We start from the raw sequence: 22,707 nt of genomic DNA, 5'->3' as shown, positions 1-22,707 counted from the left end.
TAAAGTGGCGGCTTTCCCCCCGCAACCTCAGGTCACGCAGGCGCTCGCGGCTGCGGTTAAAAGCCCCTCTGGAACTGCCGCGACAGCTCTGCTAGCGCATGCACAAACCTCATTTTGCTGGAAATTGACATGACCGACGCCATCCGACCGCTGATCGCCGGCAATTGGAAAATGAACGGGCTGAAGGGCTCGACTGCCGAATTCGACGCCATGCTCAATGGTGCGGCAGATGTGGCCGGAAAGGCCGACCTGCTGGTCTGCCCGCCGGCGACGCTGATCGCGGCCTTTGCGGACAAGGCGCGCGCCAAGAAGGTCGCGGTGGGGGCGCAGGACTGCCATCCCAAGGCCTCCGGCGCCCATACCGGCGATATCGCCGCCGAAATGCTGGCAGATGCGGGCGCGACCGCCATCATCGTCGGCCATTCCGAGCGTCGCGCCGACCACGGCGAGGGCGATGCCCTGATCCGGCAGAAGGCCGAGGCCGCCTGGCGCGCCGGGGTCATCGCGATCGTCTGCATCGGTGAGACGCAAGGCCAGCGCGATGCCGGCCAGACCCTGGACATCCTGCGTGGCCAGCTCGACGGCTCGCTCCCGGACGCCTCGACCGCCGCCAACCTGATCGTGGCCTATGAGCCGGTCTGGGCGATCGGCACGGGCCTGACCCCCACGGCCCAGGATGTCGAGCAAATTCATGGCTTTATCCGCGAGCTTTTGACCTCCCGGTTCAAGGCGGACGGCGCCAGGATGCGCATCCTGTACGGCGGCTCGGTCAAGCCCTCGAATGCGGCCGAGCTGATGGCGGTCAAGAACGTCAACGGCGCGCTGGTCGGTGGCGCCAGCCTGAAGGCGGCCGATTTCCTTGCGATTGCGAAGGGCTGTCCCTAGCTAATCCAAACCGTTGGTCTGGAGCCGATCGGGGGTGGCAATGGCCGGTCCGATCGTGTAACACCGCGCAACTTCAGGAAAACCCGCGAAGCGCGATCGGCCGCCGTCAGGCGCCGCCCGCTTGTGACGGAAGGGCACTATGCAGACCGTTGTCATCGTCATCCACCTCATGATCGTCGCCGTCATGATCGGCGCCGTCCTGCTCCAGAAGTCGGAAGGCGGCGGCCTCGGCATGGGCGGAGGCGCGGGCTTCATGTCGAGCCGCGGCACCGCGAACCTTTTGACGCGGACGACCGCGATCCTCGCCGCCGGGTTCTTCCTGACCAGCCTGTTCCTGTCCTGGCACGCCGGCTACAGCCGCGCGCCCTCGTCGATCATTGGACAGCCAGCCTCGCAGGGCCAGCCGGCTGGCGGATCGCCGATCGCGCCGCCGACCTCGGGCGGCATCCTGGATTCGCTGAAGAAGGCCGACGAGCAGCAGCAGGCGCCGGCACCGAGCGGCCCGCAAGTGCCTCGCTCGCAATAAAGCAGGGGGGCCATGCAGGGCGGCTCCTAGCGCCCCGCATCAACAATCCCCATCAAGGCACTGTCACCACTCTTAGTTTTGGCTCACCCACAGGCCCGCAGAATCTTTGGGGCGGAATACGAATCGCTTTGGCGAATCGAATTCGAGGGATTAGAGGTTAGGTCCCATGGCGCGGTACATATTCATCACCGGCGGCGTGGTTTCTTCGCTCGGCAAGGGTCTGGCTTCAGCGGCACTGGGTGCCCTGTTGCAATCCCGGGGCTACAAGGTCCGCCTCCGCAAGCTCGACCCCTATCTCAACCTCGATCCCGGAACGATGTCGCCGTATCAGCACGGCGAAGTGTTCGTGACCGATGACGGCGCGGAGACCGATCTCGATCTCGGTCACTATGAGCGCTTCACGGGCCGGCCAGCGACCAAGGCCGACAACATCACGACGGGACGCATCTACCAGGACATCATCTCCAAGGAGCGCCGCGGCGATTATCTCGGCGCGACCATCCAGGTGGTTCCGCACGTCACCAATGCCATCAAGGAATTCGTCCTCGACGGCAATGACGATTACGACTTCGTGCTGGTCGAGATCGGCGGCACCGTCGGCGACATCGAGGGCCTGCCGTTCTTCGAGGCGATCCGCCAGCTCAAGAACGAGCTGCCGCGCGATCACGCCATCTACATCCACCTGACGCTGCTGCCTTACATTCCGAGCGCCGGCGAATTGAAGACCAAGCCGACGCAGCACTCGGTCAAGGAGCTGCGCTCGATCGGCATCCAGCCGGACATCCTGCTCTGCCGCACCGATCGCGAGATTCCGAAGGAGGAGCGGCGCAAGCTCGGCCTGTTCTGCAACGTGCGCGAAAGTGCCGTGATCGAGGCGCGCGACGCCGACAGCATCTACGCCGTCCCTGAGGCCTATCACAATGCGGGCCTCGACGATGAAGTGCTCGCCGCCTTCGGCATCGGGGCGCGGATTCCGCCGGAGCTGCGCAGCTGGCAGCAGATCAACGAGCGCATTCGCAATCCCGAAGGCAACGTCACCATCGCCATCGTCGGCAAGTACACCGGCATGAAGGATGCGTATAAGTCGCTGATCGAGGCGCTCTCGCATGGCGGCATCGCCAACAAGGTGAAGGTCAATCTCGACTGGATCGAGAGCGAGATCTTCGAGAAGGAAGATCCGGCGCCGTTCCTCGAACACGTCAACGGCATCCTGGTGCCCGGCGGCTTCGGCCAGCGCGGCGCCGAGGGCAAGATCCGCGCGGCGCAGTTCGCGCGCGAGCGCGACGTGCCGTATTTCGGCATCTGCTTCGGCATGCAGATGGCGGTGATCGAGGCGGCGCGAAACCTCGTCGGCATCGAGGACGCCAATTCCACCGAGTTCGGCCCGACCAAGGAGCCGCTGGTCGGCTTGATGACGGAATGGCTGCGCGGCAACGAGCTCGAGAAGCGCTCCAAGGCCGGCGACCTCGGCGGCACGATGCGTCTCGGCGCCTATCCCGCGGCGCTCAATCGCGGCAGCCGCGTCTCGCAGGTCTATGGCGGCGCCACCGAGATTTCCGAGCGCCACCGCCACCGCTACGAGGTCAACACCGCCTACAAGGACCGCCTCGAGCAGCACGGGCTGAAATTCTCCGGCCTGTCGCCCGACGGCGTGCTGCCGGAGATCGTCGAGTACGAGGATCACCCCTGGTTCATCGGCGTCCAGTTCCACCCCGAGCTGAAGTCGCGGCCCTTCGAGCCGCATCCGCTGTTCGCCTCGTTCATCCAGGCGGCGATGGTGCAATCGCGGCTGGTGTAGCAATCCGCTTACGCGGCGACCGGTGTTGAAGCCTCCCGCGCAACCGATCCCGCGATGAGCTTCATCTGCGGCCGCCGCGTCAGCTTGTAGACGGCCGCGGGCGGCACGTTCAGCAGGGCGCGGTCCACGAGCTTTGCACGCAGGCCCAGCCGGTCGAGCACGGGGCGCGGCACCGGGCAGCTCATCCCATACGTGAATTGGTAGAAGGCGCCGCCCGGGCGGACGTGGCTGAAGGCGCCGCCGACGATCGAGATCACCTTGCGCGTCGACATGTTGAGCAGCGGCAGGCCGCTCACCACGGCGCCGACGGGCGCGCCGTCGTAGAGACGCTCGGCCGCCAGCCGCGCCGCATCCATCCACAGCACGCGCGCGCCGGGAAATCGCATTTGCAGCAGCTTCATGAAGTCGGAGCCGTATTCGATCAGCGTGAGATCCCGCGGCCGGACGCCGCGTTTGAGGAGCTTGTAGGTGAACGCGCCGGTACCGGGACCGAGCTCGAGGACCGGACCTGTCGCTGCGCTGATCTCACGCGTGATCAGATCGGCGAGCGCCGCACCCGATGGGGCGATTGCGCCGACCTGGCGCGGGGACGACATCCAGGACAGGAAGAACGAAAGAAAATCGTTGGGCATGCGCACTCCGGCATCTTGGTTTGCACCTCGCAATTTCAGAGGTGAGACGGATGCAGTGTCGCGGGAGCGCATTGCGACAGCATTGCGCTGCCAGAGGCGGATGCAGATTGAATCAACTCTGTCGCATCGGCGGCAGCGTCATCCTGAAGCAGGCCCCGCCATCCAGCCCGTCTGCCACCGAGACCTGGCCGCCATGCAGCAGCACGATCTCACGCACCATGTTGAGGCCGAGGCCGGCCCCGCGATCGAGCGGCGTCAACCGGTAGAACGGCTCGAAGATCTGTTCGCGCTGATCGGCCGGAATGCCGGCGCCTTCATCGGTGACCTCGATGCTCGTGGGTCTGCTGACGCGAATGCCGATCGTGCCGCGGCGAGGGCCATGCTGGATCGCATTCTGCACGAGATTGGTCAGTGCGCGTTCCAGGGCCGCCGCATCGCCGATCGTCTCGATCGGTGTCTCCGGCGCATCGAGCGCGAGCTCGTAGCCGGCGGCAATCGCCAGCGGTGCGAGGTCGGCGGCGACACCTTGCGCAACCGCGACGAGATCGACCTTCGTGAAGGGATGGCCGCAGCGGTCGAGCCGCTGGATATCGAGCAATTGCTCGGCCAGTGTTGCGAGCCGTGCTGCATCTTCCAGCAGGCGAGTCTTGTCCGGACCCGGGGCAAGCGATTCCAGTCGCGTGTTCAGGATGGCGATCGGCGTCCGCAACTCGTGTGCGGCGTCGGCAACGAAGCGCTTGTGGCGGGCATAGCCCTGGTCGAGCCGCGCCAGCGCGTCGTTGATTGCGGTCACGAGCGGCACGACTTCGAGCGGAATCTGCGTCACTGACAGGCGCGCGCCGCGTTGATGGATGTCGATGCGGCGCGCCTCGTCCGCCGTGGTGTCGAGACCCCTGAACGCGCGCTGCACGATCATCGGTGTCGCGATGAAGGTCGCCGTGCCCATCAGCAGCAGGCCGGGCAGGGCGATGCCGAGGAAGGCAAGTGACGTCATGAACAGCGCCTTGGCGCCGGTCAATCGTCCCTGCGTCGCCGTGATGATTTGCACATTGCCGGCGTCGGTGTCGACCCGCTTCAGCCGCGCCGCCGGCTTGCGCGGATCGTCCTCGAACATCTGCCAGCCGAGCCGCGCCTGGCTGATCTGGTCGAGGCCGCCGCCGATCGCGGCGAATTCCGCCGGCACCGTGCCTTCGCTGAGCGAACGCCCCTGTCGGTCGCGCACCAGGAACCAGAGGTCGGGTGTCTCGCTGCGCAACTGCTTCAGCTCGGACGTTGGCCGCAATGTCAATTCACCTTGCGCGTCCCGCCCGAGCACGCGCTGCACGATTTCGATCACGCGATCCTCGTCCCGCTCGGCGAGCGTGAAACCGAATGCGCAGAGCCCGGCGAGGACGACCGCAATCAGCGCGACGAGAATTGCGGCCTGAAGCGAGAGCAGGCGCCAGCTCAGCCGCGAGCGCAGGCAATAGGGATCGTTATGCGCGCTCATGGTAGTTTTTTCAGGAGATAGCCAACGCCGCGGATGCCGTGGATCTCCACGCCGGCATCCGCCTCGGCGAGCTTGCGGCGCAGCCGCGAGACGTGCGTGTCGAGCGCGTTCGACTGGATCTCGTCGTCGAAATTGTAGACGGCCTCTTCCAGCGCCGAGCGCAGCACGGTGCGGCCCATGCGGCGGATCAGGGCTTCGAGCACCAGCAACTCGCGCCGCGGCAGCTCGAACGGCTGGCTGTCGATGCTGGCCTCGCGATGACCGACGTCGAAGGCGAGGCGGCCGGCACGGACGATTTCCGGCGACAAGCCGGCGGGCCGTCGCAGCACCGCACGCAGACGCGCGAGCAACTCCTCGACTGCGAACGGCTTGGCCAGATAATCATCGGCGCCGCTGTCGAGCCCGGCGATGCGGTCGGCGAGTTCGCCGCGCGCGGTCAGAACGATGATCGGCACGCCGTCGGCGCGCGCGCGAAGCTTTGGGATCAAAGCGAGGCCGTCACCGTCCGGGAGCTGGCGGTCGAGCAGGACGGCGGCATGGACATCGGCGGAAATGGCCTCCTCCGCCTCGGCAAGAGTAGGGGCATGGTCCACCACCATGTCGTAGCGCTTCAGCGCCGAGGCCAGCGCCCCCGCCATCTCCGCCTCATCCTCGACGAGTAAAATCCGCATGATCGGGCACCTGAACCGCAGCTGAGCCCTTCTAGCGGCCCGATCATTGCGGCAGCATTGCGGGAGCCGGACGCGGCGCGTTTCCGAAGCCCGCCCAGCCATGCGCAAAACGCCACAGGGGCGGCCGGGAAGGGCTCAAGACAGCGTCATGGCCGATCGCTATAACCGCCCGACCTCAGGGAGGAAAACAACAATGATCTACGAAATGCGCATCTATCGTTGCGTGCCGGGTCGACTGCCGGCGCTCTTGAAGCGGTTCGAGACCGCCACGCTGAAGATCTGGGAGAAGCACGGCATCAAGCAAGCCGGGTTCTTCACCACGCTGATCGGTGAATCCAACCAGGAACTGACCTATTTCCTGGCCTGGGACTCGCTCGCCGAACGCGAGAAGAAGTGGGGCGCGTTCATGACCGACCCGGACTGGATGAAGGCGCGTGCCGAGAGCGAAGCCGATGGCCAGATCGTCGGCAACATCGTCAGCCAGATCCTGACGCCGACCGCCTTCTCAGCGGTCAAATAGCGATCTCCGGCGCGACGGGGAACCCTGGCGCAACCCTGATATTCGAGCGGCCTGGTCGGAAGAGGGTTGATCGGACCCTCATCGCGGCTATGGTCGCGCCGAAACGAGGGATTTACCTTGAGCTCTTCGACATCAGCGGCGCCGGTCGTCACCATTGGCAGCGTCAAGTTCGGCAATGATCTGCCGATCTCTATCATTGCAGGACCCTGCCAGCTCGAAAGCCGCCAGCACGCGCTGGAGGTGGCCTCCGCGCTGAAGGAGATCGCGGCGCGGCTGAAGATCGGTCTCGTCTACAAGACCTCGTTCGACAAGGCCAACCGCACCAGCGCATCCGCAGCGCGCGGTCTCGGACTCGCACAGTCGCTGCCGATCTTCGCCGAGATCCGCGCCTCGCTTGGCCTGCCTGTGCTGACCGACGTGCACGATGCCGCGCAATGCGCCGAGGTGGCGCAGGCGGTCGACGTGTTGCAGATCCCGGCCTTCCTGTGCCGGCAGACCGATCTGCTGCTGGCGGCAGCCGCGACCGGCAAGGTCGTCAACGTCAAGAAGGGGCAGTTTCTCGCGCCCTGGGACATGGCGAATGTCGTGACCAAGATCACGAGTGCGAACAATCCCAACGTGCTCGTCACCGAGCGCGGCGCGTCCTTTGGTTACAACACGCTGGTCTCCGACATGCGCGCGCTGCCGATCCTCGCGCGCACCACCGGCGCGCCCGTGATCTTCGATGCGACCCATTCGGTGCAGCAGCCGGGCGGGAAGGGGGCATCCTCGGGCGGCGAGCGCGAGTTCGTCCCTGTGCTCGCACGCGCGGCTGTTGCGGTTGGCGTCGCCGGCGTCTTCATCGAGACCCATCCCGACCCTGACCATGCACCGTCGGACGGGCCCAACATGGTGCCGCTGCGCGAGTTTGAGGGCCTCATCCGCACGCTGATGGCGTTCGACGCGGTGGCGAAAAGCACAACGCGCTGATGTCCCAGCCTGCGACCGGGGCGTCGTCCGACCAGAAGTTTCCACCCGCGATCAACATCATCGCGCTCGCGAGCTTCTCGGCGGCCTTGTCCACGCGCGCGCTCGATCCCGTCCTGCCGCACGTCGCCGAGGACTTTTCGATCAGCATCACGACGGCGGCCAGCATCGCGGCCGGCTATGCGCTGATCTACGCACTGGTCCAGCCCGTGATCGGAGCGGCCGCCGACATGTTCGGCAAAGCGCGGCTCATGACGCTGTGCCTGGCGCTGCTCGGCGTCGCCTGCATTCTCGGTGCGGTCGCAACCACCTTCTCGGGCCTGTTCGCGAGCCGCATCCTGGCCGGCATCGCCTCCGGCGGGGTGTTTCCGGTTGCCCTTGGTCTCACCGCCGACCTCGTTGCGCCCGCCAAGCGGCAGGTTGCGATCGGGCGCACGCTGGCGGGCTCGATGACCGGCAATCTGCTTGGCGCGACCGCCTCCGGCATCATCGGAGAACTGATCGGCTGGCGCGGCGTGCTGATGATCCTCGGTGCGCTCGGCCTGATCGCTGCCGTTGCGGTGGCGGCGGGCTTTCGCGGTGCCGCGCTGACGGCGCCGCCGAAGACCGATCTGAAGGCGTTGCGGCAGGGCTATCGCACCATCTTCGCCAACCCCAACACGCGCTACTGCTACTCGGCGGTCTTCGTCGAAGGCTGCTGCGTGTTCGGCCTGTTTCCCTTCATCGCCGCGCTGTTGTTCGATCTCGGTGAAACGTCACCGTCGATCGCGGGTATCGTCATTGCCGGTTTTGCGATCGGCGGACTGTTCTACACCTTCACGGTCTCGCGCTTCCTGCCGCGGCTCGGCGTCAAGGGCATGATGATCGCGGGCGCGGGTCTGGTCGGCCTGCAGCTCGGCGTGATCGCCTTCGGTCCCCAATGGAAGCTGCAATTTGCCAGCATGCTGGCGATGGGCTGGGGCTTCTACATGATCCACGGCTGCCTGCAGGTGTTCGCCAGCGAGCTCTCGGTCGGGGCGCGGGCAACGGCGATGTCGCTGCATTCGTTCTTCTTCTTCATGGGGCAGACGGTCGGCCCCATCGCCTATGGCCTCTGCCTGCAGCACGGCGGCAAGGTGCCGACCTTGCTCGCGAGCGCCGCGATCATGATGACGCTGGGCCTCGTCTGCGCCCTGTGGCTCAAGTCGCGGGCACCGGCGGATGCGCGGGCCTGACGGACGTATCGCGCTACCGATTCCCGTAGTTTCCCGGGGCAAAACGGTAGCCAAATCCGTTCGATCTTAAATCAAATCTCACCGTTCGCTCCGTAGATTGCCCGCGAACCGCGAATGGGCGGCAACATCTGTGGATCAGTCGATGCAAAAGCAGCGTTCGGTCGCCCGTATCCTCGGGGCGGTGGTCGGGTCCCTCGGTCTCGTCCTCGTCGTCATCTGTGCCTATGCACTGAAGCTCGCGGTCACCCGCTACTCGGACAGCAACCGTATCGTCTCGCTCGCGGTCGCCAGCCGCGACCTCACCAACACGCTGGTGATCTTTCGCCTGGAGCGCGGTGACACGCTGAGCTATCTGGCGTCGGCCGCTCCCGCGCCGGACAGCACCATGAGCAGCCTCGCCGGGCAGCGCGCCACTGTGACGAAGAATTACGCGCAGGCCTTGCAGAGCCTCGCCTCCGTCGAAGCCCCCGGTCTTGCCGAGAAGCTCGACAAGCTCCGCGGCATCTGGGCGCAGCTCGAGGGGCTGCGGCCGCGCGCGATCACGGCCCTGAAGCAGGAGAAAAGTGCGCGCGAAGCCAGCCTGACGCCGAGCTGGGCCAAGGTCAGCGACGCCTATATGGACGCGATCGGCGACGTCACCGCCCATGTCGACAACGCGATGACGCTGATCGATCCCGTGATCGATCGCCTCCTGATCGCCAAGCAGGCCTCCTGGCAGGCCCGCGCCAATGCCGGCCAGACCATTCTGGTCCAGTTCTCTTCGATCCTCGCCAACAAGACCTGGATCGCCGCCGACGGTGTCCTGTTCGCCGATCTGCGCGGCCGCATCCAGCAGTCCTGGAGCGTGGTGCGCGACCTCGGCCCGAATGTGGCCTCGCCGGAATTGTTGCAGGCGATCCGCAACGCCGAGCCGGAAATCTCCGGCGCGCTCAGCGACGAACGCAATGCGATTGCGACCAAGCTGCTGGCCGGCGAGCCCGCCGGCGTCGCCGGCATCGACTACCGCGATCGCCAGCTTGTCGGCGCCAACAATGTCGTCATCGTCACGCAGACCGCGCTTGCCAACATGATCTCGCAGGCCGAGGACGGCGCCTCGCGCGCCCGCATCAGCCTGATCCTGTTCGGCCTGCTGGTGCCGGCTTCGCTGGCGCTGACGGTGGGCGGGCTGATGCTGATGCGCAACCGCGTCACGCAGCCGCTGACTGCGATTACCGGTGTCATGACCCGTTTCGCCGCGCATGATTTTGCTGGCGACGTGCCGGGCCTCGGTCGCAATGACGAGATCGGCCGCATGGCCGATGCTCTTCAAGTGTTCAAGGAGGCCATGATCAACGCCGAGCGCCTGTCGGGCGACCAGGCCGCCGAGCGCGCCGACAAGGAGAAGCGCGCGTCCGAATTGTCCGGCCTCGTGCGGCAGTTCGAAAGCCGGATCGGCCAGATGGTGCAGACGCTGTCGGGCGCCTCGGGCGAACTGGAGACGACGGCGCGCTCGATGTCGGGCACGGCCGCCGAAGCCCAGACCCAGGCCGGCTCGGCCTCGACGCTTGCCGACCAGGTTGGCGGCGGCGTGCAGACCGTGGCGGCTGCGGCGGAGGAGCTCAACGCCTCGATCCGCGAGATCAACCGCCAGGTCGAGCAGGCGAGCCGCGCCACCGAGCACGCGGTCGTCACCGTCAAGGAAACCGATAGCACCATGCGTGCGCTCGCCGACGGCGCCGACCGCATCGGCGAGGTCATCGGTCTGATCACCTCGATCGCCGGCCAGACCAATCTGCTGGCGCTGAACGCGACCATCGAAGCGGCGCGTGCCGGCGAATCCGGTCGGGGCTTTGCGGTCGTGGCGAGCGAGGTGAAGAACCTGGCGTCGCAGACCGCGAAGGCCACGGAGGAGATCAGCGCCCAGATCACGGAGATCCAGGGCGCGACACAGAAGGCGGTCTCCGCCATCGACGGCATCGTCAAGACCATCGAGGAAGTCTCGAGCATCAACCGCGTCATCGCCGCTGCGATCGAGGAGCAGAACAAGGCCACCGCCGAGATCGCCAACACCGTGCAGCACACGGCGGAAGCGACCTCGACCGTGACCCGCAACATCGCAACCGTGTCGTCAGCGGCGAGCGAGACCGGCCGCGCGGCATCCGGCGTGCTGAAGGCGGCGGCCAACCTGTCGAGCCAGTCGACCTCGCTGACGTCGGAGGTGGACGACTTCATCAGCAAGGTGAGGGCGGTGGCGTAGGCCTTCCGGAGAGGCGGCAAGTTCGCGGGCCCGTCGCAGCCAGCCGCGGCGGGGCGCTTTTCGCGTCACTGAGCCACATCCTCAGTATACATGGCACGAGGATTGCTTCGATTTTGAGCGAATCGAGGTGTGAGATCGTGGACGCCCAGATCAGCCGTTTGCCCGGCGCAGCCAGCGCGCCCCGATCGACCGGATATCCCACCAAGCCGCCGTTGCGGCGTTTCCTGACCGATTGTCACGAGGAATTCCGGGCCGATCAGTCCGGTGAGCTCGCCGACTACATTCCGGAGCTGAAGCGCGCCAACCCCGATCATTTCGGCATCGCGCTCGTCACCATCGACGGCCACCTCTACGAGGTCGGCGACAGTGCCGTGCCGTTCACGATCCAGTCGGTCTCGAAAGCCTTCGTCTTCGCGCTGGCACTTGAGATGGCTGGCGAAGAGCGCGTCGCGGCCACCATCGGGGTCGAGCCGAGCGGCGAGGCCTTCAACTCGATCCGGCTCACCAACGACAATCGTCCTTTCAACCCGATGGTCAATGCCGGTGCGATCGCCTGCTCGGGCCTGATCTACGCGGTGGACGGGAAGGGCGCTTTCGAGCGTGTCCGCGCCAAGCTCGGCCAGTTCGCCGGCCGCGAGCTCGGCGTCGACGAGGCCGTGCACGCCTCGGAGACCGCGACCGGCAACCGCAACCGCGCCATTGCCTGGCTGCTCCGGAATTACGCGGTGCTGCCTGACGATGTCGACGCCGTGCTCGATGTCTATTTCCGCCAATGCGCCATCCTCGTCACCGCGCGCGACCTCGCGGTGATGGCGGCAACGCTTGCCAATCGCGGCATCAATCCGGTCACGGGCGTACAGGTGATCACGCCGCATATCGTCGCGCGCACGCTGTCGGTGATGACGAGCTCGGGCATGTACGACTATGCCGGCGAGTGGACTTATCGCGTCGGCATCCCCGCAAAGAGCGGCGTCGGCGGCGGCATCGTTGCGGCGCTGCCCTCGCAGCTGGGACTGGGGACCTTCTCTCCGCTGCTGGACAATCATTTCAACAGCGTGCGCGGCCTGAAAGTGTGCGAGGCGCTGTCGGCACGGTTCGACCTGCACATGCTCAATCGCAACGCCGACGTCCGCACGAGCATCATGGCGGATTACGACATCCGCGGCATTTCCTCGCGCCGCAGCCGCCAGCCGCACGAGCAGCAGATCCTCGACGAGCGCCATCGCGACATCCGCGTGCTCGAGCTGGTCGGCGCGATGAATTTCGGCACCATCGACTACGTCACGCGAAGGCTCTCGGATGAGCCGCCGAACGCGCCGCTGCTCATTGTCGATTTCCGCCGCGTCCCCGACATCACCGCCGCCGGCGCCGAGCTGCTCGGCGAGACGCTGACCGCGCTTGGCAATGCCGATGTCACTGCCGTTCTCTCGGGCTTCGAGGAGACATCCGTCGTCTGGGCGGCGATCTCCGCGCGAACGGCGGAGCCGCGCCGGCTGCGCCGCTTCGCGCTGCTCGACGACGCCATCGAATGGGCCGAGGACCAGGTGATCTACCGTTTCGGTGGCTTTACCGACGTCAAGGAGAGCGCGCATCTCGCCGAGCAGGCGCTGCTGTCCGAGCTCGACGCGGACGAGATCGCCGCGATCGTCAAGCTGTCCACCACGCGCCATTACGCCGCCGGTCAGCGCATCATCGCCGCCGGCGAGCCTGCCAATTCGCTGTTCTTCCTTCAGAGCGGCATGCAGCGGCGTGCGTCTCGCTTCGCTCGGTCCGGGTATGGCGTTCGGCGAGATGGCGATCCTGGAGGGAAGCCGCAGCGCCGACGTCTTCGCCGATACGCCGGTGACCTGCCTCGAACTGCCGTTGGACAGCTTTGCCGACTACCGCCGCCTCCATCCCGAGACGTCGCTGAAGATCATGCGCAACCTTGCCGCCATCCTGGCGCGGCGGCTGGTGCTGGCGAATGCAAAGGTGGATCTGCTGAGCGCGTATTGAGGTCCCCGGGGGCCGGAAGTCGCGGGACGGGCGTCACGCGCTTGGTTGACTTGATCGTCCCTGCGGAGCCCGTATACGATTGATCATCGATCTCACTGACATCGGTCGTGCAGCATGCTTTCTCGTGGTTTCGCTCTCGTTTCGGCTCTCACCTTGCTCGTCGCCGTGCCGTCCGCGACTGGAACGGCAGGCGCCCAGGAACAGGAAACCGTAGCGCCGACTCCGACCGAGATCAGACCTGCCATCGACAAGGCCTATGCTGCACTCATGGCGGCACCAGTGGTCGTCAAGCTGCTCGATACCGTGAAGGCCGATCACGATCGCACCGTCTCGGACATGAGGATGCTCACCGAGATCGAGGCGCCTCCGTTTCACGAGCAGAAGAAGGCCGAAGCGTTCCTGACCCGCCTGAAGGAGGTCGGCGTCACCGACGCAGCGATCGATGCCGAAGGCAACGTGGTCGGGCGTCGAAAGGGCAGTGGTCATGGTCCGACTCTGTTGATTGCAGCGCATCTCGACACCGTGTTTCCCGCCGGCACCGACGTGAAAGTGAAAGAGCGCGATGGCAAGCTGTTCGCGCCGGGCATTTCCGATGACACCCGTGGCCTTTCGGTGCTGCTGGAATGGGTGAAGGCGCTGAACGACAATCATGTCCAGACCGTCGGCGATCTTCTGATCGCCGGCAATGTCGGCGAGGAGGGGCTGGGCAATCTGCGCGGCATGAAGCGGATTTTTGCCGACCATCGTGACATCGACGGCATGGTCGGCCTTGAGCCCGCAGGTGACGGAATCGTGCTCGTGCTGGGCGTGGCGAGCCATCGTTTCGACGTTGAATTCAAGGGGCCCGGCGGCCACAGCTACAATGCGTTCGGGCAGGTCCCGAGCGCGATTCACGCCCTCGGCCGGGCGATTGCTAAGATTGCCGAGATACAGACTCCCAAGTCGCCGAAGACGACGTTCACGGTCGGTACGGTTGCCGGCGGCACGTCGGTCAACACGATCTCCCCCGATGCACGCATGTCGATCGATATTCGCTCCGAGGCCATGGAGCCGCTGATGGCAACCGAGAAGAAGGTGAAGGACGCCATCGACGAAGCCGTCGCTGAGGAGAACAAGCGCTGGGGCGTGACCAGTCTGACGGCTAATGTCACGTTGATCGGTGATCGACCGGGAGGGCACACGCCGGCGGAGTCCGTGATCGTGCAGGCGGCGACGCGGTCGAACACCGCGTTCGGCGTCAAGACGCTGCTGACAGGCGCCAGCACCGACGCCAACGTGCCGATGGGCTTTGGAATCCCGGCGATCATCGTCGGCGGCGGCGGCAAGACCGGCGGCTTTCATGCCTTGACGGAATGGATCGATGTGACCGGCGCCTGGAAGGGAGCGCAGAACTCACTCGTCACGGTGCTCGGGCTGGTCGGCGTCGAGGGGGTCAGCGAGCCCTTGCTGGAGAAGCGGCCACCGCGTGCGGATTGATCCAGGCGCGGGCTCGCATTGTCTCCGGCTAGCCCCGCCCGCGATACGGCGCGACGCCTTGCTCCGGCACCCACAGGCCCTTCGGCACGCGGCCGGTCTGCCAGAACACGTCGATCGGGATGCCGCCGCGCGGATACCAGTAGCCGCCGATGCGCAAGAACTTCGGCTTGATCTCGCTCGCGATGCGCTTGCCGATCATCACGGTGCAGTCCTCGTGGAAGGCGCCGTGATTGCGGAAGCTCGCGATGTAGAGCTTGAGTGACTTCGACTCCAGCAGCCACGCACCCGGCGCGTAGTCGATCATCAGATGCGCGAAATCAGGCTGGCCCGTCACGGGGCAGAGTGAGGTGAATTCCGGCACGGTGAAGCGCACCAGATAGTCCGTGCCCCCTTGCGGATTGGGCACGCGGTCGAGCTGGGCTTTTTCCGTTGTGTGCGGCCATTCGACCGCGCGGCCGAGCTGGAGGGATTTCTTCGCCATCGTAACGTCCTTTCGCGACGTCGGGATGGACGCAAAAGCCGCTGCCGTCAACCGGCGGCGATTGCCTGGATCAGCACAATGCGGTCGTTGCCGGACTCGCAGCCCCAGAGCTCGCCCGGCCTGCCGTCGAGCTGGCGGACATTGGCATTGGCCTTGTCGCTGGCGAAGACGTCGAACTTTTCCGTGGCCGGATCGAAACGCACGATGGCGTTGGCGGAAAAATCGGTCAGCCAGACCTTGTCCTTGTCGTCGACATAGACCGCGTAGGGGCGGGGATGCTCGCCCGGCAGCTTCCAGGTCTTCCAGGAGCCTCCAGCGGGATCGTGCACGGAGACGTGACCGCTGTTCCACTCGCTGACCCAGATCCGGTTCTTCGAATCCGACCACACACGCCGCGATCCCTGCTTCGAGGTCGGTGGCTCGACCACCGTGGCATTGCCGGTCGCAAGATCAATCCTTGCGATGTAGCTGCCGGCGAGCGAGGCGTACCAGATATCGCCTTTGGGCGTGACCGTGATGCCGTAGGGCCCGACGCCTTTGGGCGCCTTGAACACGTTCAGCTCGCCGGACTTCGGCGCGAGCCGGCCGTAATAGCCGGACTGGCCGGTGAACCAGTAGGTGCCGGCCTTGTCGAACACGCCGGTATTGAGATTGGCGGAGGCGAACTTTTCGGGCAGGCGGAACAGCGTGACCTTGAGATCGCCGGGGTCGACCCGCGCGATCGCGTTCTGCCCGCCTTCGGTGATCCAGGGCGCGCCGTCAGGGCCGATTGTCACGCCGTGCGGGGCCGCGCCCTGGCCGAGGCTGACGGTCTTGAAGGTGCCATCCCGGGGATCAAGCCTGCCGAGCAGACCCTTGCCCTGGGCCGTGAACCAGACCGTGCCGTCAGGGGCGGGGGCAAGATCGTGCAGGCCGATGCCGGCGCTAATGGGGAAATATTTTGTCCGGAACGGGTTCTCCTGCGCAAAACCTGGGCGGACGGCGAGGAGGGCGGCGCTCGAAGCAAGAAACTGGCGGCGATTCATGGCGTTACCCCGACTGTTTCAGATTGAGGTTGGACGCGCCGAGCAGGCGACGTCGAGCATAGTCCGAGCTCCTTCGCGCGTCAGTCGAAGCAGGGCGCCCAAGCGTTCACATTTGCTTGCGGCCCGTGTAAGACCCGCGGCACCGATCAGCCCTAACGAACGGAAGTGACATCATGACCGCCATCATCGACATCATCGGCCGCGAAATTCTCGATAGCCGGGGCAATCCCACCGTCGAGGTCGACGTCGTGCTGGAAGATGGCGCGCTCGGCCGCGCCGCCGTGCCGTCAGGCGCCTCGACCGGTGCCCATGAAGCCGTGGAACTGCGTGACGGCGACAAGGCGCGCTATCTCGGCAAGGGCGTCACCAAGGCGGTCGGCGCCGTCAATGGCGAGATCTTCGAGGCCCTGAGCGGCCTCGACGTCGAGCAGCAGGCCCAGATCGACCAGATCATGATCGATCTCGACGGCACGCCGAACAAGAGCCGCCTCGGCGCCAACGCCATTCTCGGCGTCTCGCTGGCCTGCGCCAAGGCGGCCGCGAACTCGCTCGACATGCCGCTCTATCGCTACGTCGGCGGCACCTCGGCGCGCCTCTTGCCGGTGCCGATGATGAACATCATCAATGGCGGCGTGCATGCCGACAATCCGATCGACTTCCAGGAATTCATGATCCTCCCCGTGGGCGCCGCGTCCTTTGCCGAGGGCCTGCGCTACGGCGCGGAGGTGTTCCACACGCTGAAGTCGGAGCTGAAGAAGGCCGGCCACAACACCAATGTCGGCGACGAGGGCGGCTTCGCCCCGAACCTGCCGTCGGCGGATGCCGCGCTCGAATTCGTCATGAACGCGATTGGCAAGGCCGGCTACAAGGCCGGGACTGACATCGTGATCGGCCTCGACTGCGCCTCGACCGAGTTCTTCAAGGACGGCAAGTACGTCTATGAAGGCGAGGGCAAGACCCGCTCGATCTCGGAGCAGGCCAAATATCTCGCCGACCTCGTCGGCCGCTATCCGATCGTCACCATCGAGGACGGCATGTCCGAAGACGACATGGACGGCTGGAAGGAGCTTACCGATCTCATCGGCAAGAAGTGCCAGCTGGTCGGCGACGATCTCTTCGTCACCAACGTCAAGCGCCTTGCCGACGGCATCAAGACCGGCCGGGCCAACTCGATCCTGATCAAGGTCAACCAGATCGGCACGCTGACCGAGACGCTGGCCGCCGTCGAGATGGCGCACAAGGCCGGCTACACCTCGGTGATGTCGCACCGCTCGGGCGAGACCGAGGATTCCACCATCGCCGACCTCGCGGTCGCCACCAATTGCGGTCAGATCAAGACCGGCTCCCTTGCACGTTCCGATCGCACCGCCAAATACAACCAGCTCCTGCGCATCGAGCAGCAGCTCGGCAAGCAGGCGCTGTACGGCGGCAAGGCGGCACTGAAGGCGCTGGCATAAGCCAGCGCTTCAACAACGACACGGGAGGATCGACATGAGCGACGGCAACACCGGCCTGCAACTGCGTTCGCTGATCAGGAAGAGCGGCGAGCTGGAAATCTCGCTGCTCGACGTGCCGACCCCCGAGCCCGCCGCGGACGAGGTCGTTGTTCGCGTCGAGGCGGCGCCGATCAATCCGTCCGACCTCGGGCTCCTGATCGGCGCAGCCGACATGAGCACGGCGAAGGCATCCGGCACGAAGGAGGCTCCGGTCATCACCGCGAAGGTGCCGGAAGGCGCGATGCGGGCGATGGCAGGCCGGCTCGACGAATCCATGCCGGTCGGCAACGAAGGCGCAGGCGTCGTCATCAGGACCGGCTCGTCCGACGCCGCGAAGGCGCTGATGGGCAAGACCGTCGCGATGATCGGCGGCGCGATGTATGCGCAGTACCGCACACTGAAAGTCCGCGAGTGCCTGCCGCTGCCTGAGGGCACCACGCCGGCCGAAGGCGCCTCCTGCTTCGTCAATCCGCTGACCGCGCTCGGTATGACCGAGACGATGCGGCGCGAGGGTCACAAGGCACTGGTGCACACCGCGGCCGCGTCCAATCTCGGCCAAATGCTGAATAAGATCTGCATCAAGGACGGCATCCCGCTGGTCAACATCGTGCGCAACAAGGAGCAGGCCGACATCCTGCACAAGATCGGCGCTAAATACGTCGTCGACTCCACCGCGCCGAGCTTTCTCGGCGATCTCACCGATGCACTGGTCGCGACCGGTGCCACCATCGCCTTCGACGCCATCGGCGGCGGCAAGCTCGCCGGCGACATCCTCAATTGCATGGAAGTCGCGATCAACAAGACCGCCAAGGAGTACAGCCGCTACGGGTCCAACGTGCACAAGCAGGTCTATGTCTACGGCGGGCTCGATGTCCGTCCGATCGAGCTGCCGCGCGGCTTCGGCATGGCCTGGGGCGTCGGCGGCTGGCTGCTGTTTCCGTTCCTGATGAAGATCGGGCAAGCCGACGGGGCCAAGCTGCGCCAGCGCGTGGTCGACGAATTGAAGACCACCTTCGCCAGCCACTACACCAAGGTGGTGTCGCTTCCCGAGGTGCTCGATCCCGCCAACATCGCGGTGTATGCCAAACGCGCCACCGGCGAAAAATTCCTCATCAACCCGAATAAGTAAACGTGGTGCGACGGCTCAGGCCTGATCGATATCAGGCCTGAGCCGTGGGGCGGATAACGATCTCGCCTACATCCACGTTATTCGGCTGCGCTATCGCGAAGGCCATCGCTTCCGCGATGGCGCTTGCCGGAATGGCCATCGCCTTCATGCTTGCTTGTCCTTGCTCCCGTAGCGCGGAATCTGTCATCGAGGATGGCAACTCGGTGTCGACATAACCAGGTGAGATGGTCGTCACTCGCAAGGACGAGCCGGATTCCTGGCGCAGCCCTTCGGAAATCGCCCTGACGGCGTTTTTTGACCCGGCGTAGACAGCCATCGTCGGAACGATCTTGAGGCCCGCGGTCGACAGCGTGTTGACGAAATGGCCAAATCCCTGACGACGAAAGACGGGCAGGGCGGCCGCGATTCCGTGGAGCACGCCTTTCACGTTTACGTCGATCATGGCGTCCCAGTCGTCGACCCTCAGATCGTCCAGTAGCGAAATTGGAGCGATCCCTGCATTGTTGATCAGGACGTCCAGTTTTCCGTAACGGTCTGTTGCGAGATCGACGAGCGCGACGACATTGTCGCGCCGCCGAACGTCGGTGACGAGATGTGACGCCTCTCCGCCCTTTGATACAATGCTCGCGGCCAGCGTCTCCAGCCTGTCGGACCGCCTCGCGCCGAGGATCACGACAGCGCCTCGTTCGGCGAGAAGCCTGGCGGCGGCTTCGCCGATTCCACTGCTCGCGCCCGTAATCGCGATGACCTTGCCTGCGATACCCGTCATAGATGTTCCTTCAGCGCGTTACGAGATGAAATTCGCATTGGGATCGCGGATGATCTATGCTCGAAACGCTCGAAAATCGTCGAGATTGGATCGAGTGATCGGATCAAGTCTTGGACCCAGCGCAGGATCCTCTGTCTCAAGTCTTCTCGCTCCTGGAGGTTCGCGCCGCGCGTTGCACGCGGTTCGAGGCCGGTGGCAATTGGTCGTACCGGTTCCCCGCAAAGCCCTTCCTGAAGTTCGGTGCGGTCATCCGCGGCGATTGCTGGATCGACTTCGGCGATGACGCCCATCACCGGCTCGCTGCCGGCGACTGCTTTCTTATGGCGAATGCACCAGGTTATGTTCTGGCCAACGACGAAGACCTGGCGCCCGAAGACGGGATAGCTTCGTTCGATTGGACGCAGTCGGATGTCGCGCGTCACGAGGGCCGCGACACCGTTCTGCTTGCGGGCAGTTTTGGGTTCGAAGCGTCAGACGCCGAATTGCTGCTCGATGCGCTCCCCTGCTTTCTGCTCATACCGTCGCTCAGTCCGTCGGCATCCATCATTCAGTCCACATTGCAGATTCTCGATACCGAGATCAGGGGAACGGGAATCGGAGCGGGCGTTCTTACCGACAGGCTCGCCGACGTCCTGCTCGTCCAGGTGCTCCGCGCGGCGTTGGATCAGAGCGCCGGCGAAGGCTTTGGCTGGATCAGCGCATTGGTCGATCCAAGGATCGGCAAGGCGATCAAGCTGATGCACGAGGACGCCGCGCATCCATGGACCGTGGATGTATTGGCCGATGCAGCCGCCATGTCGCGATCCGCGTTTTCGAAGCGGTTCAAGCTGTTGGTGGGGCTGGCGCCACTCGACTACCTGCTTCGATGGCGCATGCGGCTTGCATGCGATTGGCTGCGACGTGGAGCGACCGTTTCGGCGACCGCCGCGCAAGTGGGGTACTCTTCGGAGAGCGCGTTCGGGCATGCTTTCAAGCGTGTGTACGGCCATTCGCCACGGCGATATTGGCGCAGACATGCAATCGGCGAAAAATTCCTCATCAACCCAAATAAATAATCGTGATCCGGGGCGGCAGGTCACCGAAGGAAGGTCTTGCCTTCTGAGCGAAGCGGGGGATTATTCCGCCGCCATTGAATGCGGAAAACCGCAAGCGCTCAGAAGGGGACCTCTCCATGACCGATCTCAATCGTCGTCATTTGCTCGCAGGCGTCGCTGCCGTCGGTGCGGCTGCTGCTACCGGCCTTCGGCCGGCTGCCGTCAAGGCTGCCGTGCTGCAAGCCGGGACGCAGGCGCCGGGCTTCTACCGCTACAAGGTTGGCAGCTACGAGTGCACGTCGATCAATGACGGGGCACGCACCTTCCCGATGCCCGACAAGTTCGTCGCCAACGTGCCGAAGGACGAGGCGCTGGCCGCGGGCGAGGCGTCCTACATGCCGAAGGGCATGGTCACGGTGCCGTTCAATCCGCAACTCATCAACACCGGCTCCAAGCTGGTGCTGATCGACACCGGCAACGGCATTGCGAATTTCGAGGCGAGCAAGGGTGCGGTCGGCCGCACGCTGCAAAACCTCCAGGCCGCCGGCGTCGACCCCAAGAACATCGACGTCGTGCTGCTGTCGCATCTGCACCCCGATCACACCAACGGCATCCGTCTCGCCGACGGCGCGCTCGCCTTCCCGAATGCGGAGATCATGGTGCCGGGCAAGGACTGGGAGTTCTGGACCAGCGAGGACAACACGGCCAAGGCCGAGTCCAATCCGATGATGAAGAACTACTTCGCCAACGTGAAGAAGACCTTCGCCGGTCTCGAGTCCAAGGTGACGAAGTACGAGTGGGGCAAGGAGGTCGCGCCCGGCATCACCTCGATCGCAACCCCGGGCCATACGCCGGGTCACACCTCGTTCGCGGTCGCCTCGGGCGATGCGAAGGTCCTGATCCAGTCCGACGTCACCAACATTCCGGAATTCTTCCTGCGCAACCCGGACTGGCACGTCATGTTCGACACGGATGCCGCGATGGCGCAGCAGACGCGCCACAAGTTCTACGACATGGCCGCAGCCGAGAAGGCGACCGTGATCGGCTTCCATTTCACCTTCCCCTCGGTCGGTCATGTCGAGAAGGACGGTGCCAAATATCGCCTGATCCCGTCGGCATGGAATCCGACGATCTGATCGGGGTTGCAGATTTGCACGAAGGATCAGGCCGCCGCTTGGCGGCCTGATTGCTTTGGGCACCGGTTTCAGAAACTCAGCGTTTCCAAATCACGCCGGTTCATGCACTTGCATCCATCAGTCCGGATGGCTTAAGTGCCGCCCGGCACTCCCGCTCAAGCCCCTCGAGGACACCCATGGCCTACAACATCGTCACGATCGCCGGCAGCCTGCGCAAGGACAGCTTCTCGCTGAAGATCGCCAATGCGCTGGCAAAGCTCGCGCCGGCCTCGCTCAAGCTCGATGTCGTCACGCCGGCGGGCATCTCGTTCTTCAACCAGGACCTCGAGGGCGCGCCGCCCGCGGACTGGCTGGCCTTCCGCGACAAGCTCCAGAAGTCCGACGGCGTCATCTTCGTGACCCCCGAATACAACCGCGCCATCCCGGGCGTGCTGAAGAACGCCATCGACGTCGCCTCGCGGCCCTACGGCAAGAGCTCGTTCAACGGCAAGCCGGTCGGCATCATCTCGAACTCGCCGGGCCCGCTCGGTGGCGTCAGCGCCGCCAAGACGCTCCAGAACATCCTGCCGGGCATTTCCGGCCCGATCATGCAGCAGCCGGAAGCCTATCTGAACGCGGTCGGCGACGCCTTCGATGCGGAGGGTACCCTGACCAAGGACTCCCTGAAGCCGGTGCTGCAGGCCTATATCGACGCCTTTGCCGCGCACGTCGCGAAGCACCACGGCTGAGGTCAACCACTCTCCGTCATGCCCGGGACAAGTTGGGGCATGACGGCTGTTGGTGGGTGCAATTAGCACTCCCTTAACCAAGCTGCCCCATCTTCCCAGGATGGTCTCCCGCGCGCGCCTGAAATCGATCCTGACCGGCCTTGCCCTCTATGCGATGGCGGCCGCCATCGTCGGCTATTTCGGCGTCAACGCCTATACCGGCAAATACGGCCTCAACGCCCGCCAGGAACTCGACCAGGAGATCATCGCGCTGACCAGCGAGCTCGCCCAGCTCAAGCGCGAGCGCGCCAGGAGCGAGCAGCGCGTCTCGCTGCTGCGGACGTCGCGGATCGATCCCGACATGCTGGACGAGCGGGCGCGCTTCCAGCTCGACTACGTCAATCCGCACGATCTCGTTCGGATGATCCCGGCGAAATAGCGCTTTCCGCTCCATCCGAAACCGGCATCGAAAGCCGCTGCCGGAATCCGGCATGGCTTGTATCAATTCTACCGAAAGTCGTA

The 22,707-nt window shown here is 65.0% G+C and carries 20 protein-coding genes and 1 pseudogene; 15 read left to right on the top strand and 6 right to left on the bottom strand.

The genetic code is table 11. The annotated features are described in order from the left end of the window. Nucleotides 1-129: 129 nt before the first annotated feature. The 3 genes from tpiA (at nucleotide 130) to pyrG (ending at nucleotide 3,209) form a co-directional block, all read left to right on the top strand. Nucleotides 130-885: a triose-phosphate isomerase gene (tpiA, locus tag I3J27_RS20410; RefSeq protein WP_270160242.1), complete on the top strand. Its 756-nt coding sequence runs from the start codon at nucleotides 130-132 to the stop codon at nucleotides 883-885. 139 nt (nucleotides 886-1,024) lie between these two features. Then, nucleotides 1,025-1,411, top strand: coding sequence for a preprotein translocase subunit SecG (gene secG / locus I3J27_RS20405; RefSeq protein WP_270160241.1), 387 nt, complete (start codon nucleotides 1,025-1,027; stop codon nucleotides 1,409-1,411). 166 nt (nucleotides 1,412-1,577) lie between these two features. Beyond that, nucleotides 1,578-3,209, top strand: coding sequence for a CTP synthase (gene pyrG, locus I3J27_RS20400; RefSeq protein ID WP_270160240.1), 1,632 nt, complete (start codon nucleotides 1,578-1,580; stop codon nucleotides 3,207-3,209). 8 nt (nucleotides 3,210-3,217) lie between these two features. Here the strand turns inward: pyrG and I3J27_RS20395 are convergent, their stop codons facing one another. The 3 genes from I3J27_RS20395 to I3J27_RS20385 all read right to left on the bottom strand — a co-directional run bounded on the left by I3J27_RS20395 (nucleotide 3,218) and on the right by I3J27_RS20385 (nucleotide 6,001). After that, entirely contained in the window at nucleotides 3,218-3,841 is a 624-nt protein-coding gene (locus I3J27_RS20395) for a class I SAM-dependent methyltransferase (protein WP_270160239.1), read from the bottom strand. Between the two features lie 112 nt (nucleotides 3,842-3,953). Next, entirely contained in the window at nucleotides 3,954-5,330 is a 1,377-nt protein-coding gene (locus tag I3J27_RS20390) for a sensor histidine kinase (RefSeq protein WP_270160238.1), read from the bottom strand. After that, nucleotides 5,327-6,001, bottom strand: coding sequence for a response regulator (locus tag I3J27_RS20385; RefSeq protein WP_270160237.1), 675 nt, complete (start codon nucleotides 5,999-6,001; stop codon nucleotides 5,327-5,329). Before I3J27_RS20385 ends, I3J27_RS20390 begins: the two co-directional genes overlap by 4 nt. A gap of 193 nt (nucleotides 6,002-6,194) precedes the next feature. Between I3J27_RS20385 and I3J27_RS20380 the strand changes: the two genes are divergently transcribed. From I3J27_RS20380 to I3J27_RS20355, 6 genes and pseudogenes are all read left to right on the top strand, one after another. Continuing rightward, nucleotides 6,195-6,521, top strand: coding sequence for an NIPSNAP family protein (locus I3J27_RS20380; RefSeq protein ID WP_247558227.1), 327 nt, complete (start codon nucleotides 6,195-6,197; stop codon nucleotides 6,519-6,521). A gap of 117 nt (nucleotides 6,522-6,638) precedes the next feature. Beyond that, the gene (gene kdsA, locus I3J27_RS20375; RefSeq protein ID WP_270160236.1) at nucleotides 6,639-7,490 is read left to right on the top strand and encodes a 3-deoxy-8-phosphooctulonate synthase; all 852 of its coding nucleotides are present in this window, start codon (nucleotides 6,639-6,641) and stop codon (nucleotides 7,488-7,490) included. Further along, nucleotides 7,490-8,701: an MFS transporter gene (locus tag I3J27_RS20370; RefSeq protein ID WP_270160235.1), complete on the top strand. Its 1,212-nt coding sequence runs from the start codon at nucleotides 7,490-7,492 to the stop codon at nucleotides 8,699-8,701. The genes kdsA and I3J27_RS20370 overlap by 1 nt, the downstream gene beginning before the upstream one ends. 142 nt (nucleotides 8,702-8,843) lie before the next feature. After that, nucleotides 8,844-10,937 carry a methyl-accepting chemotaxis protein gene (locus tag I3J27_RS20365; protein ID WP_270160234.1) on the top strand — a complete coding sequence of 698 codons (2,094 nt, stop codon included), beginning with the start codon at nucleotides 8,844-8,846 and terminating at the stop codon, nucleotides 10,935-10,937. Nucleotides 10,938-11,074: 137 nt separating this feature from the next. Further along, nucleotides 11,075-12,932 (top strand): annotated as a pseudogene (gene glsA, locus I3J27_RS20360) (glutaminase A). 114 nt (nucleotides 12,933-13,046) lie between these two features. After that, nucleotides 13,047-14,408: a M20/M25/M40 family metallo-hydrolase gene (locus I3J27_RS20355; protein WP_270160233.1), complete on the top strand. Its 1,362-nt coding sequence runs from the start codon at nucleotides 13,047-13,049 to the stop codon at nucleotides 14,406-14,408. A gap of 28 nt (nucleotides 14,409-14,436) precedes the next feature. On the opposite strand, the gene queF is transcribed toward I3J27_RS20355, so the two are convergent. Both queF and I3J27_RS20345 read right to left on the bottom strand, forming a co-directional pair. Next, nucleotides 14,437-14,889 carry a preQ(1) synthase gene (gene queF / locus I3J27_RS20350; protein ID WP_270160232.1) on the bottom strand — a complete coding sequence of 151 codons (453 nt, stop codon included), beginning with the start codon at nucleotides 14,887-14,889 and terminating at the stop codon, nucleotides 14,437-14,439. Nucleotides 14,890-14,936: 47 nt separating this feature from the next. Beyond that, a complete protein-coding gene (locus I3J27_RS20345; protein WP_270160231.1) occupies nucleotides 14,937-15,914 on the bottom strand; it encodes a Vgb family protein in 978 nt (325 codons plus the stop codon). Between the two features lie 173 nt (nucleotides 15,915-16,087). On the opposite strand from I3J27_RS20345, the gene eno reads away from it, so the two are divergent. Both eno and I3J27_RS20335 read left to right on the top strand, forming a co-directional pair. After that, a complete protein-coding gene (gene eno / locus I3J27_RS20340; protein WP_270160230.1) occupies nucleotides 16,088-17,371 on the top strand; it encodes a phosphopyruvate hydratase in 1,284 nt (427 codons plus the stop codon). 34 nt (nucleotides 17,372-17,405) lie between these two features. Beyond that, nucleotides 17,406-18,539, top strand: a complete 1,134-nt coding sequence (locus I3J27_RS20335) for a zinc-binding dehydrogenase (RefSeq protein WP_270160229.1) — start codon at nucleotides 17,406-17,408, stop codon at nucleotides 18,537-18,539. A 31-nt stretch (nucleotides 18,540-18,570) separates the two neighbouring features. Here I3J27_RS20335 and I3J27_RS20330 read toward each other — a convergent pair whose 3' ends face one another. Next, nucleotides 18,571-19,308, bottom strand: coding sequence for an SDR family oxidoreductase (locus I3J27_RS20330; RefSeq protein WP_270160228.1), 738 nt, complete (start codon nucleotides 19,306-19,308; stop codon nucleotides 18,571-18,573). A 110-nt stretch (nucleotides 19,309-19,418) separates the two neighbouring features. Between I3J27_RS20330 and I3J27_RS20325 the strand changes: the two genes are divergently transcribed. The 4 genes from I3J27_RS20325 (at nucleotide 19,419) to I3J27_RS20310 (ending at nucleotide 22,624) form a co-directional block, all read left to right on the top strand. Next, nucleotides 19,419-20,363: an AraC family transcriptional regulator gene (locus tag I3J27_RS20325; RefSeq protein WP_270160227.1), complete on the top strand. Its 945-nt coding sequence runs from the start codon at nucleotides 19,419-19,421 to the stop codon at nucleotides 20,361-20,363. 116 nt (nucleotides 20,364-20,479) lie between these two features. Continuing rightward, on the top strand, nucleotides 20,480-21,478 hold the full coding sequence (locus tag I3J27_RS20320; protein WP_270160226.1) for an MBL fold metallo-hydrolase: 999 nt from the start codon (nucleotides 20,480-20,482) through the stop codon (nucleotides 21,476-21,478). Between the two features lie 176 nt (nucleotides 21,479-21,654). Next, nucleotides 21,655-22,206, top strand: coding sequence for an NADPH-dependent FMN reductase (locus tag I3J27_RS20315; protein WP_270160225.1), 552 nt, complete (start codon nucleotides 21,655-21,657; stop codon nucleotides 22,204-22,206). A 100-nt stretch (nucleotides 22,207-22,306) separates the two neighbouring features. Beyond that, nucleotides 22,307-22,624 (top strand): FtsB family cell division protein, encoded by a 318-nt coding sequence (locus I3J27_RS20310; RefSeq protein WP_211387139.1) that lies wholly within the window; start codon nucleotides 22,307-22,309, stop codon nucleotides 22,622-22,624. The last annotated feature ends 83 nt before the right edge of the window (nucleotides 22,625-22,707 follow it).

This window comes from Bradyrhizobium xenonodulans (assembly GCF_027594865.1).
In the GTDB taxonomy this organism is placed as follows: Bacteria; Pseudomonadota; Alphaproteobacteria; order Rhizobiales; family Xanthobacteraceae; genus Bradyrhizobium; species Bradyrhizobium xenonodulans.
Note: the sequence above shows the minus strand (reverse complement) of the source record. Positions and strands in the feature narration are given on the sequence as shown.

Bases quoted from the DNA above. Each gene is read 5' to 3' on its own strand.
- tpiA (WP_270160242.1), top strand. From the start codon at position 130: ATGACCGACGCCATCCGACCGCTGATCGCCGGCAATTGGAAAATGAAC.
- secG (WP_270160241.1), top strand. From the start codon at position 1,025: ATGCAGACCGTTGTCATCGTCATCCACCTCATGATCGTCGCCGTCATG.
- pyrG (WP_270160240.1), top strand. From the start codon at position 1,578: ATGGCGCGGTACATATTCATCACCGGCGGCGTGGTTTCTTCGCTCGGC.
- I3J27_RS20395 (WP_270160239.1), bottom strand. From the start codon at position 3,841: ATGCCCAACGATTTTCTTTCGTTCTTCCTGTCCTGGATGTCGTCCCCG.
- I3J27_RS20390 (WP_270160238.1), bottom strand. From the start codon at position 5,330: ATGAGCGCGCATAACGATCCCTATTGCCTGCGCTCGCGGCTGAGCTGG.
- I3J27_RS20385 (WP_270160237.1), bottom strand. From the start codon at position 6,001: ATGCGGATTTTACTCGTCGAGGATGAGGCGGAGATGGCGGGGGCGCTG.
- I3J27_RS20380 (WP_247558227.1), top strand. From the start codon at position 6,195: ATGATCTACGAAATGCGCATCTATCGTTGCGTGCCGGGTCGACTGCCG.
- I3J27_RS20370 (WP_270160235.1), top strand. From the start codon at position 7,490: ATGTCCCAGCCTGCGACCGGGGCGTCGTCCGACCAGAAGTTTCCACCC.
- I3J27_RS20365 (WP_270160234.1), top strand. From the start codon at position 8,844: ATGCAAAAGCAGCGTTCGGTCGCCCGTATCCTCGGGGCGGTGGTCGGG.
- I3J27_RS20355 (WP_270160233.1), top strand. From the start codon at position 13,047: ATGCTTTCTCGTGGTTTCGCTCTCGTTTCGGCTCTCACCTTGCTCGTC.
- queF (WP_270160232.1), bottom strand. From the start codon at position 14,889: ATGGCGAAGAAATCCCTCCAGCTCGGCCGCGCGGTCGAATGGCCGCAC.
- I3J27_RS20345 (WP_270160231.1), bottom strand. From the start codon at position 15,914: ATGAATCGCCGCCAGTTTCTTGCTTCGAGCGCCGCCCTCCTCGCCGTC.
- eno (WP_270160230.1), top strand. From the start codon at position 16,088: ATGACCGCCATCATCGACATCATCGGCCGCGAAATTCTCGATAGCCGG.
- I3J27_RS20335 (WP_270160229.1), top strand. From the start codon at position 17,406: ATGAGCGACGGCAACACCGGCCTGCAACTGCGTTCGCTGATCAGGAAG.
- I3J27_RS20330 (WP_270160228.1), bottom strand. From the start codon at position 19,308: ATGACGGGTATCGCAGGCAAGGTCATCGCGATTACGGGCGCGAGCAGT.
- I3J27_RS20320 (WP_270160226.1), top strand. From the start codon at position 20,480: ATGACCGATCTCAATCGTCGTCATTTGCTCGCAGGCGTCGCTGCCGTC.
- I3J27_RS20315 (WP_270160225.1), top strand. From the start codon at position 21,655: ATGGCCTACAACATCGTCACGATCGCCGGCAGCCTGCGCAAGGACAGC.
- I3J27_RS20310 (WP_211387139.1), top strand. From the start codon at position 22,307: ATGGTCTCCCGCGCGCGCCTGAAATCGATCCTGACCGGCCTTGCCCTC.